Here is a 14499-nt window from a genome sequence, read left to right as displayed (position 1 = left end):
CAATAAAAAATTGTTTGATTTAGAGCTTAGTTTAATATTTTTTCGAGAATGTCGTCAGCAATTAGCGCACGTTTTTCTTTAGCTTCAGTTGTATTAATTCCTTGATATGGATTTTCAAAAACTTCTTTGATCCCTTGATCCTTAATTAACACAATCCGATTTGCCATTCGAACGGCTTCATTAATATCATGAGTAACTAAAATAGTTGTGATTTGTTTTTTTTGACAAACTTTTATAATCAAATCTTGCATATTGCGTCTGGTTAGGGCATCCAAAGCACCTAAGGGCTCATCCAATAGCAGCAAGTCAGGATGAGCAAATAACGCTCTTGCTAATGCCAGACGCTGTTTTTGACCACCAGATAATTTAGTTGGATAAACATCGGCGTATTCAGTTAAGCCAACTAAATCAAGGAGGTTCTTGGCTTCCTTTTGAGCTTGCGTATTTTTGCTAGCAAAAGTAATATTATCTAAGACTGACATCCACGGTAAAAGTCGATCCTCTTGAAACATCATTCGAGCTTTATCATTCGTTTTCTCAATCAGTCGATCACTTTGCTTAATTTCCCCGTTATTTGGTTGTTCCAAACCGGCAATTAAACGTAACAGTGTACTTTTTCCACCGCCGCTTTTTCCGACCAGTGCTAAAAATTCATGATGATAAACATCTAAATCAACGTTTTTTAAAACAATATGCTGACCATAGACTTTACTGATATCACGGATGGTCATTAAAATATTTGCTGTCATTTTTCCTCCTATCCGCGCCAATCTAAAAAGATAATTTCTAGATTTTTAGCAATGAAATCTGATAATTTGCCTAGCAATGCATAAATTAAAATACATAAAACAATTGTTTTCATATCCATAAACTGCTCAGCGTTAGTTGACATATAACCAATTCCAGAACTTGCAGAAATTGTTTCAGCGACAATTAAAGTTGTCCACATTACGCCAAGCGCATACCTGACACCCATTAAAATCGTTGGTAGAGCCGCTGGAAAAATGATTTTACGAATCATAGCTGAACGATTCAAACCATAAGCTTTACCCATCTCAATAATTTTATGATCAACCGAAGTGATACCATGATAAGTATTAATGTACATAGGAAACATACAACCAATTGCTACCAGAAAAATCTTTGCTGGTTCACCAATACCCATTAACAAAATAACCAGTGGAATCAAGGCCAAATGAGGGATGTTGCGGAGCATTTGAACGGTACTGTCAAATGTTAAGCGAGCAACTTTTGATAAACCATTAATAAAACCAAGAACAAAGCCTATACCACCACCAATCACGAAGCCGACAGTTGCTCGATATAAACTGATGCTCATATTTTGAGGTAGTTCCCCCTTAATGGTCAAATCGATACCATCTTTTAAAACTTCTAGCGGTGAAGGCAAAACTGATGATGAGACCCATCCAATACTGACAACTAGCTGCCAAAACAAAATAATGGCAAGCGGAATAATCCAAGGGATGATTCCTTGAAGCGAAAACTTTTTCTTATTAAGGACTGATGCGTCACTCATGACAACTACCTCCTTGTGTATTTAATTCCTGTTGCAACTGAAATCTTAAAATTTTTCCTACCCGATTGTGAGGCAGTTTATTTACAAAAATTAATTGTTGCGGCCGTTCAAATTTAGCAAGATCCTTTTCCAATAATTGAGTTAATTCTTTTTTGGCAATTGCTTGGTTGACAGAATCATTCAAAACAATTACTGCCACGATTTTTTCACCAAATAGCTGATCGAAAATGCCAACTGCTGCAGCTTCGCAAACAAAATCTGCTTGCAATAGTACGTTTTCAATCTTAAGTGGACTAATCTTATGTCCACCGTAATTGATTAGTTCTTTAGATCTACCAGTTAAATAAAGATAACCGTCAGAATCAAAATATCCTAAATCTCCCGTTCTTAGCCAACCATCGATGAAATCAAGGCTAGGATCTCGATTTGCGTAGGATGTAATTACATTTTTGCCTTTTAATAAAACTTCTCCAATCTGTTTAGGAAGTTTCGCCGGTCGATTATTGATCAGGATACTGACTTTAGTTCCAATCGGTTTGCCAACAGAGCCTCTTTTGGAATGTTCTAAAGGATTGACACAGATCTGGCCAGCAGCTTCGGTCATCCCGTAACCTTGAATGATTGGAAGCTGATATTTTTTTTCGAAGCGTTGCTGTAATTCACTGCTTAAAGGCGCAGAAGCACTTCTTAAAAATCTTAGGCTTGAAGGAGCAACAAAATTTTGTTGAGCTTTTTTGTTTGCCAGTAAAATTGAAATAACACTGGGTGAAGCAGAGACCCAAGTTATTTTTTCATCTTTTACTTGTTGCCAAAAATGGCTAGCGCTGAACTTCAGTGGCAAAAGAACGCATCCGCCGCTCAATAGCGTTGAAAGCATGGCAATGATTTGAGCATTGATATGAAAGAGTGGCAAAACGATTAAAGTTCGATCTGCTGCAGTTAACTGCTGGCTTTGAATGACAAACTGAGCTGCTGTTAATAAATTTTCGTGAGTTAAAATAACTTTTTTGGGTTTTCCAGTTGTGCCAGAAGTATACATCATCAGGGCAGGCTGAGTCGCTATAGGTGAATCAATTAAGCTTTTGCTGAGATTTGAGCAATTATCATCTACTTTATAAAAAATATGACAAGATAAATCTTCTTCTAAGCTAAGCTCTTTTTGCCGCCACATATTTTGCTTTTGCAGCAATTTAAAATGTGCAACTGACGGGAAAACAGCTTGATAGTTTTCGGCCGTTAATTCGTTTTCTAGCTCATTTGCCGTCAATGAAGGGGCCGCTGGATGAATTAGCAGTCCATACTTATAAGCAGCTAGCATTATCAGCGGATAAACTGCACTATTTTCTTTAGTGACTAGGATTCGATCATTTGGACGCAAATTTATAGATTGAAAAAAATCAGTCAGCTGGTTGATAGCATTTTTTGTCTGTTTACGTGTTAGCCAAACATTAGCTGCCAGATCCTTAATTATTTTTTTATCCGGTTGAACTGTTAATATTTCATTAATTTTTGAAATCAGCGGCGACATTTTAACCAGCGTCCTCTCTTTTGCTATATTATGATTATTTCAAATAATCAACATGCTTGCTGATGGTTACCTGTTTGTTTAAAATTCCAGATTGATAAAATGTATTGGCAATTTTTTGCTCTTCTTTAGCGTACTCATCATTCATTTTATAAATACCAAATACGCGACGCTTAACGGCCAATTGCACAACGTTTTTAGAAAGTTTAAGATCTTTAACCATCAATTTGATAACTTTGGCATGATGAGTATTAGCCCAGTGCATATCCTGTTCACCATATTTGATGATCAAACGACTCAAAGAACGATGATTTTTTGCAAACTTAGCTGGAGAAACAATGAAACTGCGATTGACTGCACCAGTTTGTTTGCCATTTACTAATAATTTTGAATTTTCAGTTAACTCAACTTGAGCGACAGTTGGGTCCCAATTAGCCCAGGCATCGACTTTATCTTTGGAATAAGCAACAGCAGCTGCATCTTGATCTAAATTGACCCACTTAATATCGTCGACTCCTAAACCAGCTTTACGTAAAGCACGCAATAGCATATATTGCGAACTTGTGCCTTTAGTGTAAGCAACTCGTTTGCCTTTAAGATCTTTGAGTGAATTGATGCCAGAATTCTTTTTAACTATAATGCCACTGCCTTTTTCTTTAGTACCGCCAGCAGCAACATAAGTAAGCTTTGTTCCGGCAGCTAAAGCAGAAACCGGCGGAGTATCCCCAACACGGGCATAGTCGACGTTACCAGTTGCCAATGCTTGCATCATAGCTGCGCCATTTTGGAATTCTTTAAACTTGACTTTGTATCCTTTTTTTTCCATTTTTTTGGCAAATTGGCCACGACTTTTGGCAATATCAAACTCATCACCAGCTTGAAAGCCAATCGTGACGGATTTCAGTTTAGCGTTATCTTCTTGATGGACCAAAAACCATCCATAACCGGCAGCTGCTACCCAAAAAACAAGTAAGCTAAAAATCAACCATTTTCTTGTTGTATGCTTCATAATGTATCGATGCACCTCTTATCTCAATTTAATTAATTGTTCCGTCAGCTTAGGTCTTAAGATTTTCCCTGTAGCATTACGCGGAAAGTCTTTGACAAAATAAATTTCAGTTGGACGCCGATACTTTGCTAAATGAGTTTCTGTATAAGCTAAAATTTCTTGCCGATACTGGTCTTGGATTTCAGGATTCTCATTTTCAGTGATAATAGCAGCAGCCACATTTTCACCATAAAAGGAATCTGGTACTGGAACAACAGCGACATCTTTAACAAAGTCCAATTCACTGATTACTGCTTCAACTACTGCGGGACTAATCTTTTCACCGCCGTGGTTGATAATGTCTTTAATTCGACCATTGAGCCATAAATAACCATCTCCATCAAAATAACCTAAGTCCCCCGTTTTTAACCAGCCTTCTTTAAAAGAGGACGGATGATGGTCAAGGTAATCGGTAATCACATGGTCACCACGAATTGCAATTTCTCCCTGAACTCCAGGTTTGGTAGTAAAAGCATCTCCCTGAATGATCGCCACATCGGTGTGATAAGGTTTGCCGACAGAGCCAAGTTTAATTCGATCGAGTGGATTAAGCGTACACTGACTACAAGATTCAGTCATGCCATAGCCTTTCAGAATTGGTACACGATAACGTTCAGTAAATTCCCGTTGACGGTTGACAGACAAAATTGCTGAAGCACAGCGAATAAAGCGTAATTTATGATTTGGACGGAACGTTGCATTAGCTTTTTGGTTTTTTAACAAGATGGCTACAATTGTCGGTACAACTGAAGACCAGGTAACGTCATTTTCTAAAATTTGTGACCAAAACTTGCTGGCGCTGAATTTAGGAGCAATTACCATTTTGCCGTCTGTCAACAATGTCGAAATAATAATTAACTCTTGAGCGTTAATGTGGAACATCGGCATAACAATTAAAACTGTGTCTTTGCTTGTCAAGCGATGACTAGTCAAATCATAATAAGCAGCTCGACGCATTACCTCATGAGTTAAACCAACTTTTTTAGGCTTTCCGGTTGTACCAGAAGTATTAAGAATCCAACCATAAGAGCTCTCTAATGGAGTTTTTTCTTTGTTTGTATTGCTTAAGTTCTTTTTATTGAAAAAAACTAGATCTTCAAAAGTATTCAATTTGATATCTTGACGTTCAAGCTCGGCAAAATCGGCGAAAGCATTCGCTGTTTCAGGGGCAAAGATCATTGCCGGATAATCATTTTCCTGATAATCGGCTGTTAACTCGAAAGCTGGCGTTGTTGCTGCAACTGGATGGGCAGTAATTCCCAATTGCCATAAAGCTTGGTTAATGGGTAAATAGACCGAAGAGTTTGCCAAACACATAAAGACAACATCTCCGCGGCCTAAACCAGCTGCCAGGAAAATTTTCTTTAACTGTTGAATATCAGCTTTAAGATCTGCTCCTTCAAACCATTTGTTCAAACGTTCATCCTTTACAAATTTGCGGTGCAGGTTTTTTTCAAGGTGAGCTGTTAGTTCATCAGTTAATTTTGTCATTAATAATTACTTCCTTCCAGAAAATTTTTGTGGTCGTCCGATTAAAATTCCAAAGGGCGGAACTTTGTAACAGAAATATGAAATCAGCCAGGTACCACCTAAAACAAAAAGATAACCAAACGGTAAGCACAATAATAAAAGCCAATTTGGCGCGGCACCATTTAAAGCAGCTAAAATCTTAAGCAGAAAAGTTAAAGCAAAAGTCTGTGTTAAATAAACACCAAAAGAAATTTTTGATGAAACAGTGACTAAACGTGAAAACCACTGCCATTTAGGTTCAAGACGATGTCGATCATATGCCCAGCTGACACACAAGACACTGCAAATCATCATTGAAGCATAAATCATTAAATATGGTTGGTGAATCAATTCAGTATAATGTTGACTTAGTTTTAAGATTCTATCGTTGACGTAGTATAATCCGAATGTTCCCAGTGCTAGCAATCCGGTCAATGAGTAGATAATCTTTTGATGTTCAACAAAAAATTTCTTGACTTGTTGGTAATGAATTGAGGTAAAGGCACCAGCGATAAAGTAAAATTGATACGCTAAAACAAAGTTGCCATAGTATTTGATCAAATACGGCCAGTGATCGTGATTTTGAACTGGATAAATATATTTAGCCCAAATTAGGAAAAATAGTTGGACTAAAGCACTGATTACAAAAATCAGCAAATGATAATTTTTGTATTTTCTAAATAGCCAAAGCATAATCGGAAAAATCAAATATAATTGAAAGGTTACAAGAATATAATACATATAGAAATGATCACCATGGATTACAGCCCAAAGCCAATCGCCCAACCAAGTACTAAATCCTAATTTTTCTCCGGTCATCCAAGCTGCAAACAGCAAAAAGAACCCATTCCAAAATAAGTATGGGATACCTGAACCCTTGTATCGCTTTTTCCAAAACTTGAATATGTTCATATTCAAGTCGTTATAATGCTGCAAAAATAAGACTAAACCAGTAATGAACATGAACCCCATTCGGGTAAAATGTAACATTAGATGAGTTGCCAGTAAGATTAAACGTGGATAACTGTCAGTCATGCTGGCAACAAAAGCCGATGTTGTATGATTGGCCAACACTCCAAAAATAAATATGCATCGCATCAAATCCACTTCATACAAGTAGGGATGCTTCCTTTTTTTAATCAATTCAAACTCCTCCAAAGTATTCTGTTTCCATAAAAACCGGTATTAAATATTATCAGATGTCTTTGAAGAAATTGTGAATTTTTGTCGAACTTATTAATTTTTTATTAAGATAAAGATTATCGATCTTAATTCTTTGAAGTATTGCTAAAAATTTTAAAATCGTACAACTATTCATAATGGAGAACCTCTTTTCTGCCAATCAAGTTTTTTAGAAATGCCTTTTTTCTCAATAAATTAGTTAATGCCCAAGAGATCCCCAAAACTCCCACATAAGCCAGTGGCAATAAAATTATGAGCATAATGAAACTTATGGTTGGTTTTGTAGACTGAATCAATAGATAGATAGTTGTTAATGGTATCAGTTGGACAAGGTAGATTCCGAATGAGCATTCAGCTAGGTTTGTAATCCAATAATTCCATAATTTGCTGTGGCGGCGTCGATCCGCGTACCAAATACCAATCAACCAGGTCTGCAGAATAACTAATGAGGCATAAAATAAGATATATGGCTGGTGAATCAGATTTGCATGATGACGATTCAATCCTAAAACAAATTTATTGAAATAATATAAGCCAATCGTTCCAATTCCAAAACTGAGAGTAGCGAAAGTTATCCAATGATTAAATTTTATGATGAATTGTTTAACATGCTGATAATGAAGAGCACAGAAAGCCCCAGCAATGAAATAAAATTGATAACTCAAAACAAAATTACCGTATGCTCTTATCAAATAAGGCCAATCTGAATGACTAATCCGGCTATAAAAATATTTAAAATAAATTGTCATTAACAGTTGCATCATGAAACTGATTTGTAGAACCTGTAGATGATGACCGTTGGTTTTTTCAAACAACTTGAGCAATAAAGGAAAAATCAAATATAATTGAAATAAGACAAAAAGATAATAAAGATAAAATTCATTGCCATGGATTACAATTTGCCACCATTGAACTAGCCAATTAAGAAAAGAAAAGTTGCTGGAACTGGCTAATGTTTGCAGTAATGAAAAGAGAGTGATCCAAAACAAATACGGTACTAAAAGTATTGAAAAATGTTTCAATAAGAAGTCTTTTACAGCAAGCTTTTTGTTAGCATGTTGCCAAAATAAAACCAACCCCGTAATGAACATAAAGCCAAAGCGAGGAAAATGTAGCAATAGATGCGTCGAAAGCAAAAATTGTCGGCTGACCGTTTGCGAAGGTAATAAATTAGTAAAAGTACTGGCAGTATGATTGGCTAAAACTCCACAAATAAAAAACACTCGCATAAAATCAACTTCGTATAAATAAGCACGTTTTTTTGCTGGCATTGAAATTCTCCTAAGAAGTTAATAGTTTAATGATGGCAAAAAAAATAATTATTTAGTGAACAAAATTTGATTCTTTTCGATAAATGTATGAAGATTTTGCTAAATTTTAACAAACACTTATTTACTCAATTAAGTTAAGACAGGACTTAATAAATTTATTAAGCGCTGTCTTATTAGCCAGTCTCTATATTTTTGACAAGATCATTTGAAAAGCAAATTGCTGAAGCTTTTATGGCAATATATATTTGATATAATTTGACGTGGATATATATAGAAAGATTTTTGCAGGAAACAGCCTTCTCAATGAAAAATTATTTTTTAAAAATGTACAGAAGCTGTAGTTCGTTATTTAAAAGTTCCAACCTTAAGAAAACACTAGCTATTAAAATAACAGAAGGGAGTCAGCTTTATGGAATTTCACTTGATGATTTACTGGAAGTTGATCATGTAATTGATGAGCATGAGACACTGAAGAATCAACATAATGCAAAATTACAAGAATAACTTATCTGCTAAATCTGGTGTTTTGTTTTCTTGTGTATTTTGAGTTCTTTAATTTTAAATCACCGCATATTCCGATTGTTTCCATATTATTAATTACTAATTTAATGATACATATGTTTCATTTTTCTAACCGGAAACTAGCAAAGAAGCACTTATTGCTTTTTACCAGCACATTTTTGTTGTTATTTGGGTTGAACATTATTTTAAATATTATTCTGGTTGGCAACTCTAATTTTATTGCACAGGCAGATCCTTATTTTATTTTTGGTTTTGCGTTTGGCCGCTTACTTTCAATTTTGGGAGCTACCTGCAGTCTAGAAATAATCTTGTTTTTTAAGCCAAATAAATAGTCAACGGTTAATCTACTAAAATAATGATGATAAAAATAATGGCCTTGTTAGACTAGGTTTACTACTTAGCTTAACAAGGTCATATTTATCAGCTTCAAGCGAATTTTGATTGCTTACAGCTTACCATGGTTGAATCACAAATGCTGCCCAGCAATAACTAATGATTAACCCAGCAGTCAGCAACCATTGCCAACGCGGCAGCGGATCAACAAAAGAAATCGTTCGTTTGGCGCCTTCGGTAAAGCCTTGTGAAGTCATGGCGGCAGCCAGATCGCCAGACCAATTTAAAGCGATAATGATGATCCGTAGATATAACCCTGGCTGCCATAAGTGATAAACTTGTCCGCGCATCATAGCCGAAGCTTGAATTTGGTGATATTGCTGGCGAATACGGGCTAGCAAATTGAAGGCTGCTAACAAGCCATAGGCAAAGGTTGCTGGTAATTTTAGATGTAAATGTAAGCTTAATAAAAGATCTTTGACGCGGCAGTTCATGGTGACGGTCATCCCCAGCAACAAGTAAGCGTAGACCCGGGAACCATAGATCCAGGCACTATGCCATTGGTCTCCAGTACCGAAGATCAAAAAGGACCACCAGCTGCCAAATGCTAACGGCAAAGCGGCCAGCAAGACTAGCAGCGTTGTTTTAAGTGAGACGCGACAATATATTAGATAAATTAATGCCAAACTACAAATAACCAGATTTAATGTCACGCTCAAAGAAAATGAAAGTGGCAAACCAATTCCTAACATTATCACTGTCATAACTGAAGCATTTAGCCCGCGTTTTTTAGCCATTGTTCAAGCCTCCTTGGAGCAAGGTCAGCTGCTGGTGGGCTAACTCAAGCTCATAGTCCAGCTTTTCAGTTACCCCAGCCCGCTGATGTGAAACAATTAAGCTGCTTAATTGCAGCTGGGTTGCGGTTTCCCGAATCAACTGCAAAGCTTGCTTCAGTGACTGAGGATCCAGTCCAGCAAAAGGTTCATCCAGCAATAAGACTGGTTGAGCCATGATCAGCATTGACAGCAGCTGCAGTTTTTTTTGCTGACCGCCCGATAGCTGATAGCAGACTTGATCTAATATGCCGGCTAAATCCAGCTGCTGTAAACATTGGATGATCCGCTTAATTGTCCAGTATTTCGGCTGTAGACTGTTTTTTTGGGAAAGTTTGATTTCATCTTGAGCACTCAGTCGAACAAATTGATCACTGCTGTTTTGAAAGACTAAGCCGACCAGTTGGTTCCAATGCTGCTGGTTAAACTTTTGCGCAGCTTTTTGCTGATAACTGATCTGACCTTGATAGGGATGAAGCTGACTTAAAGCTGCTAGCAAAGTTGACTTGCCAACACCATTTTCACCGGATAATAGTCCCAGCTGACCGCGCGGCAATGTAAAATTACTGCCAGTTAAAAGTTGCCGTTTAGCAGTCACTAGAGTTAGCTGCTGCCAACTGAGATCACCTGAATTTAATTTATGCAGCGAAACTGGCCAACTAGTTGCCGACTGCTGTAATTCAGTTAACGGCCGGGAAGTTATTTGCGGTGTTTTTGAGTCTAAATGATACAAATGATCGGCAATTCCTTGATAGCCGCTTAGATCATGATCAGCTACCAAAATGGTTTTTTGATAATTTAGCTGTAGTTGTTTCAAATCATGCAGGAGTTGCTTTCTACCCGTCAAATCGACATTAGCGAAAGGCTCGTCTAGTAAAATGATTTGACTATCTAAAGCCAAAACTGTTGCTAAAGCTACGCGTTGCTGTTCACCGCCAGAGAGTGTCTGAAGTTTTCGCTGCTTGAATGAATCCAAGTTAAAAACTGCTAAAACTTTTTCAATTTGCTGCGGGATCTTAACCAGCGGCAATTGAATATTTTCTAAAGCAAAAGTCAGCTGTTCGCTAACAGTTCGCATGGCAAATTGCCGGCTAGGATTTTGAAATAACATAGCAACTTTTTTGGCGCGTTGGTTAGGCAAAATTTCCGCGACATTTTGTCCATCCAAAACGACTTGGCCAGTTTCAATTTGGCCACCATATTGCGGATATAAGCCTGCCAAGAGTTTAAATAAAGTTGATTTGCCGCAGCCTGATGGCCCAGTTAATAAGCTAAAGGTACCTGGTTCAACTTGAAAATCCAAATGATCAAAAATCAACGATTTAGTTGGTTGATAGCGAAAGCTTAACTGCTGAGCAGCTAATTTAATCATCTTATCTGATCAGTCCTGTCTTAAATACCATTTTTTTAATCCAATAAACTAAAACTCCAGCGAAAAAGCCAATCGAGATCAGCCGAATAACAAATAAACCGATCAATAAGCTAAAACTGTATTGACGATAACCGCTTTGAAAGAGATCCCAAATAAATGTAATAATTGTTGATCCTAAAGCTGAGCAAATCAAGCCCAATTTATCCCAGTTGCGGTAGCCAGTGCAGGCAAATCCCAGCTCATTGCCAATCCCTTGAATAAAACCAGAAAGCAAAGTTGAAGCGCCCCAACTAGAAAATAGTAGCATCTCAACGGCTGCCGCCAGCATTTCACCAATTACTGAGGCCCCCGCTTTTTGTAGCAGAACTCCGGCCAAGGGACCTGCCATGATCCAAACGCCTAAAGTCAGATCATTCGCATAAGGTTTTAACGGCGTCGCAGCTAAAGCGTAATAAGCGTAACTCCAGAGTTGATAAATAATTCCAAAGAAGATGGCAATAATTGCTAGAAAGATCACATCACGTAAAGTCCAATGAATTTTTTTCGATTGATTTATCAAAAAAATCGCTCCTTTTACAAACACGGGCTCCTCAGCTAAAAAATAAAGCCGGCACACTTAAAAGCATGCCGGCACTGAATTAGTTGTTTAATGTATCAAAAATACTAATACAAAAATCAAACTCCCTCCGCTGGCATTATCCAGATCAGGTTTATGGGTATTTCTCAGCCACTTGGCACCCCAGTTTGTTCTTAATTTTGAATAACTAAATGTTAGCAAACTTCTAGGATTTTGTAAAATGTTTTTTTCTGAAGCAAGTACTAAAATTTGCTAGCTAAGGTTGGCCAGAGAATTTGACTAGCCAGACATTTGTTAAATGCGTTATAATATAAGCAGTGAGAGCTGGCGGTTGATGTTCTGTCGGCTTTTTTACTTCAAATTCTTTGACTGTCAAATGAGTAGCCAGATTTAACGAGGGGGAATAATGATGAGCGAAACAGCTAATCAGAATAGTGCTCGTAATAATGCACCGATTGAAGTTAGCAAACTAGGACAGCCTTTTAAAAAAGATACGCATGTCACATTTATTTTTCATCGGCACCATTTTAGCGGCATCGTTGAAAAACAATTAAAAAATTCAGCGATTATTGATTTTGATCAAAAATTTAGTCAGTCAAATACGGCACAAGAATTAAAACAAAAAGTTGTAATTAGTTATTCTAAGCTAAAACTGGCTAAATAAATCAAGATAAGGGTGTGAAAATAATGGGCTTGTTTGGCAAACTAAGGAGAAAGGTGCTAGATGATACGACGCCGATTCAATTAGTTGTCATTGCATATTTGATCCTGATTTTTATCACCTTCTTTTTGTTGAATTTGCCGATTTTTTATCAAAAAAATGCTAAGCCAAGCTGGCTTGACACTTTTTTTCTGGCGGTTTCGTCAGTCAGCGTGACGGGATTGACGACAGTCCCTTTACAGCAAGTTTTGAATCACTGGGGCATTATTTTGCTGGAATTTATCTTCCAAGTCGGTGGCTTTGGCGTAACAATGCTAACAACTGTGATGATGATTTTAAGCGGGAAAAAGATTTCTTTGCATCAACGGCAAATGATTCAAGTCGATATGAATCAACCACGCTTAAGCGGAACAGTTCGGCTTTCATATTCGATTTTTATCTTAATGGTCGTGCTACAGCTGGTGTTTGGGGTGATCTTTTCCTTGTATTTTAGCTGGCAGCAAAACTGGGAGCATTTAAAATCAGCTTTTTTTAATGGATTCTATATCTCAGTTACTGCAGTGACCAATGCTGGTTTTGACATTACTGGCAGTTCGCTGGCACCGTACGAGCATAACCATTTGTTTTTGTTGATCGTCATGTTGTTGATCATCATTGGGGGAATTGGTTTTCCAGTTTTGGTTGAAGGCCACCAGTGGCTAATGTTCAAGTTGCATGATCATGGCAACGGAGTTTTTCGCTTTTCTCTATTTTCAAAATTGGCAGTCTTCTTTGCAGTAATCTTTTTTATTGGCGGAGCAATTATGATTTTTTTAACTGAGTTTAAAGGGCAATTAGCTAGTGAGCCCTGGCCACAGAAGATCATGACCGCAATGTTTTACAGTGCTTCAACGAGGAATGCTGGTTTGCAGCTTGAGTCGTTAAAACATTTTCAAACTGCTACACTGCTAGTTTTTTCGCTATTAATGTTTATTGGAGCCAGTCCAAGTTCGGTTGGCGGCGGGGTGCGAACAACAACAGTGGGGATCTTATTATTATATTTAGCAGCCTTTATTCGCGGTCGCCGGCATGTCAATATTTTTGGTCGGCGAATTGGTGATGATGATATTCAAAAAGCGATTGTTGTTACTAATTTATCAATCTTATTATGTTTGCTGGCAGTTTTGATTTTATCAGTCACTGAAAAATATTCATTGGTTTCATTGATCTTTGAGGTGACTGCGGCTTTTGGAACCACCGGCTTATCATTGGGGATTACCGCTGGATTGAGTTTAGTCGGTAAATGGGTAATCATTTGTTTGATGTTTATTGGTCGAGTTGGAATGCTCTATTTATTGCTGTTATTTGTTTCTAAAAAAGAGCAAGATTTTAATTACCGTTATCCATCAGAAAAAGTTATCATTGGTTAATTATCAAAAAATTTAGTCGAGTTCGCTCAATGAAAAGGCTTCCATGAAAAATGGAGCAAACTTGAACTTAATTTTTTAAGCATTACCAGATTTATTCGGATGAAATGACTAATGATAGAGGCATTTTAATAATTACAAGCTTTGGAAATTTTCCTTAGAGATTTCCATTGTTATGTTATAATCAAATTGCGGGAACTTTTAATACATTTTGGAGGCTTTTTCGTGAAAAAAGAGGAACCACGCTGGCTTATGGTTTTGAAAGTAGCATTGCCCCTGTGTTTAAGCTATGTTCCAATTGGCTTAGCTTGTGGAATCTTGTTAAACGTTGCGGGCTTTAACACGATTCTAACTGGCTTGGTGTCAATTATGGTCTTTTCAGGTGGAGCACAATTTTTAATTGCTTCAATGCTAACAGCTCATGCTCCGTTGCATACGGTTTTATTGATGCTGTTTTTCCTTGAATTGCGGTATGCCTTGTTGGGATCAAGCATATCGCAATACTTGCATCATACCAGCAGAAAGTTTTTGTATATTTTTGCTGTTTCTTTGAATGACGAAAATTATGCTGTTAATTATTTGAAATTTGCAACTGATAAGAGTTGGACACCCAGAAATGCTCTGATGATTGAACATTATTCATTGTTATTTTGGACAATGGCGAACATCGTTGGCAGCTTGATTGGTGGAATATTAACGATTAATTTGTCGATTGTTGATTTT

General features: G+C 37.2%; 14 protein-coding genes and 1 riboswitch. Of the genes, 4 read left to right on the top strand and 10 right to left on the bottom strand.

Annotation, left to right across the window (positions count from 1 at the left end; all coding sequences use genetic code 11):
• Positions 1-26 precede the first annotated feature (26 nt).
• The 7 genes from ON15_RS07755 to ON15_RS07725 all read right to left on the bottom strand — a co-directional run bounded on the left by ON15_RS07755 (position 27) and on the right by ON15_RS07725 (position 8072).
• Positions 27-749: an ABC transporter ATP-binding protein gene (locus ON15_RS07755; RefSeq protein WP_010580928.1), complete on the bottom strand. Its 723-nt coding sequence runs from the start codon at positions 747-749 to the stop codon at positions 27-29.
• Positions 750-757: 8 nt separating this feature from the next.
• Positions 758-1537, bottom strand: coding sequence for an ABC transporter permease subunit (locus tag ON15_RS07750; protein ID WP_010580927.1), 780 nt, complete (start codon positions 1535-1537; stop codon positions 758-760).
• Positions 1530-3065, bottom strand: coding sequence for an AMP-binding protein (locus tag ON15_RS07745; protein ID WP_010580926.1), 1536 nt, complete (start codon positions 3063-3065; stop codon positions 1530-1532). The genes ON15_RS07750 and ON15_RS07745 overlap by 8 nt, the downstream gene beginning before the upstream one ends.
• Positions 3066-3099: 34 nt before the next feature.
• Positions 3100-4071: an aliphatic sulfonate ABC transporter substrate-binding protein gene (locus ON15_RS07740; RefSeq protein WP_010580925.1), complete on the bottom strand. Its 972-nt coding sequence runs from the start codon at positions 4069-4071 to the stop codon at positions 3100-3102.
• An 18-nt stretch (positions 4072-4089) separates the two neighbouring features.
• Positions 4090-5601: an AMP-binding protein gene (locus ON15_RS07735; RefSeq protein ID WP_010580924.1), complete on the bottom strand. Its 1512-nt coding sequence runs from the start codon at positions 5599-5601 to the stop codon at positions 4090-4092.
• A gap of 6 nt (positions 5602-5607) precedes the next feature.
• Complete coding sequence (locus ON15_RS07730) at positions 5608-6762, bottom strand: acyltransferase (protein WP_026049539.1); 1155 nt, start codon at positions 6760-6762, stop codon at positions 5608-5610.
• Positions 6763-6929: 167 nt separating this feature from the next.
• Positions 6930-8072 (bottom strand): acyltransferase, encoded by a 1143-nt coding sequence (locus tag ON15_RS07725; RefSeq protein ID WP_010580922.1) that lies wholly within the window; start codon positions 8070-8072, stop codon positions 6930-6932.
• Between the two features lie 303 nt (positions 8073-8375).
• Here ON15_RS07725 and ON15_RS07720 point away from each other — a divergent pair, with 303 nt between their 5' ends.
• Positions 8376-8576 (top strand): hypothetical protein, encoded by a 201-nt coding sequence (locus ON15_RS07720; RefSeq protein WP_010580921.1) that lies wholly within the window; start codon positions 8376-8378, stop codon positions 8574-8576.
• Between the two features lie 470 nt (positions 8577-9046).
• Here the strand turns inward: ON15_RS07720 and ON15_RS07710 are convergent, their stop codons facing one another.
• From ON15_RS07710 to ON15_RS07700, 3 genes are read right to left on the bottom strand one after another with little or no spacing between them, the layout of a single operon-like run.
• A complete protein-coding gene (locus ON15_RS07710) occupies positions 9047-9724 on the bottom strand; it encodes an energy-coupling factor transporter transmembrane component T family protein (RefSeq protein ID WP_010580919.1) in 678 nt (225 codons plus the stop codon).
• On the bottom strand, positions 9717-11132 hold the full coding sequence (locus ON15_RS07705) for an ABC transporter ATP-binding protein (protein ID WP_010580918.1): 1416 nt from the start codon (positions 11130-11132) through the stop codon (positions 9717-9719). Before ON15_RS07705 ends, ON15_RS07710 begins: the two co-directional genes overlap by 8 nt.
• 1 nt (position 11133) lies before the next feature.
• On the bottom strand, positions 11134-11691 hold the full coding sequence (locus tag ON15_RS07700) for an ECF transporter S component (protein ID WP_412768437.1): 558 nt from the start codon (positions 11689-11691) through the stop codon (positions 11134-11136).
• 105 nt (positions 11692-11796) lie between these two features.
• A riboswitch (TPP riboswitch) is annotated at positions 11797-11884 on the bottom strand.
• A gap of 234 nt (positions 11885-12118) precedes the next feature.
• Here ON15_RS07700 and ON15_RS07695 point away from each other — a divergent pair.
• The 3 genes from ON15_RS07695 to ON15_RS07685 form a co-directional block, all read left to right on the top strand.
• On the top strand, positions 12119-12373 hold the full coding sequence (locus tag ON15_RS07695; protein ID WP_010580916.1) for a hypothetical protein: 255 nt from the start codon (positions 12119-12121) through the stop codon (positions 12371-12373).
• 23 nt (positions 12374-12396) lie between these two features.
• Positions 12397-13779: a TrkH family potassium uptake protein gene (locus ON15_RS07690; protein WP_010580915.1), complete on the top strand. Its 1383-nt coding sequence runs from the start codon at positions 12397-12399 to the stop codon at positions 13777-13779.
• Between the two features lie 222 nt (positions 13780-14001).
• On the top strand, positions 14002-14499 hold a 498-nt coding region (locus tag ON15_RS07685), incomplete at its 3' end, for an AzlC family ABC transporter permease (RefSeq protein WP_010580914.1).

This window comes from Liquorilactobacillus vini DSM 20605 (assembly GCF_000255495.1).
GTDB classification, from domain to species: domain Bacteria; phylum Bacillota; class Bacilli; order Lactobacillales; family Lactobacillaceae; genus Liquorilactobacillus; species Liquorilactobacillus vini.
This window is presented reverse-complemented; position numbering and strand designations above follow the sequence as displayed.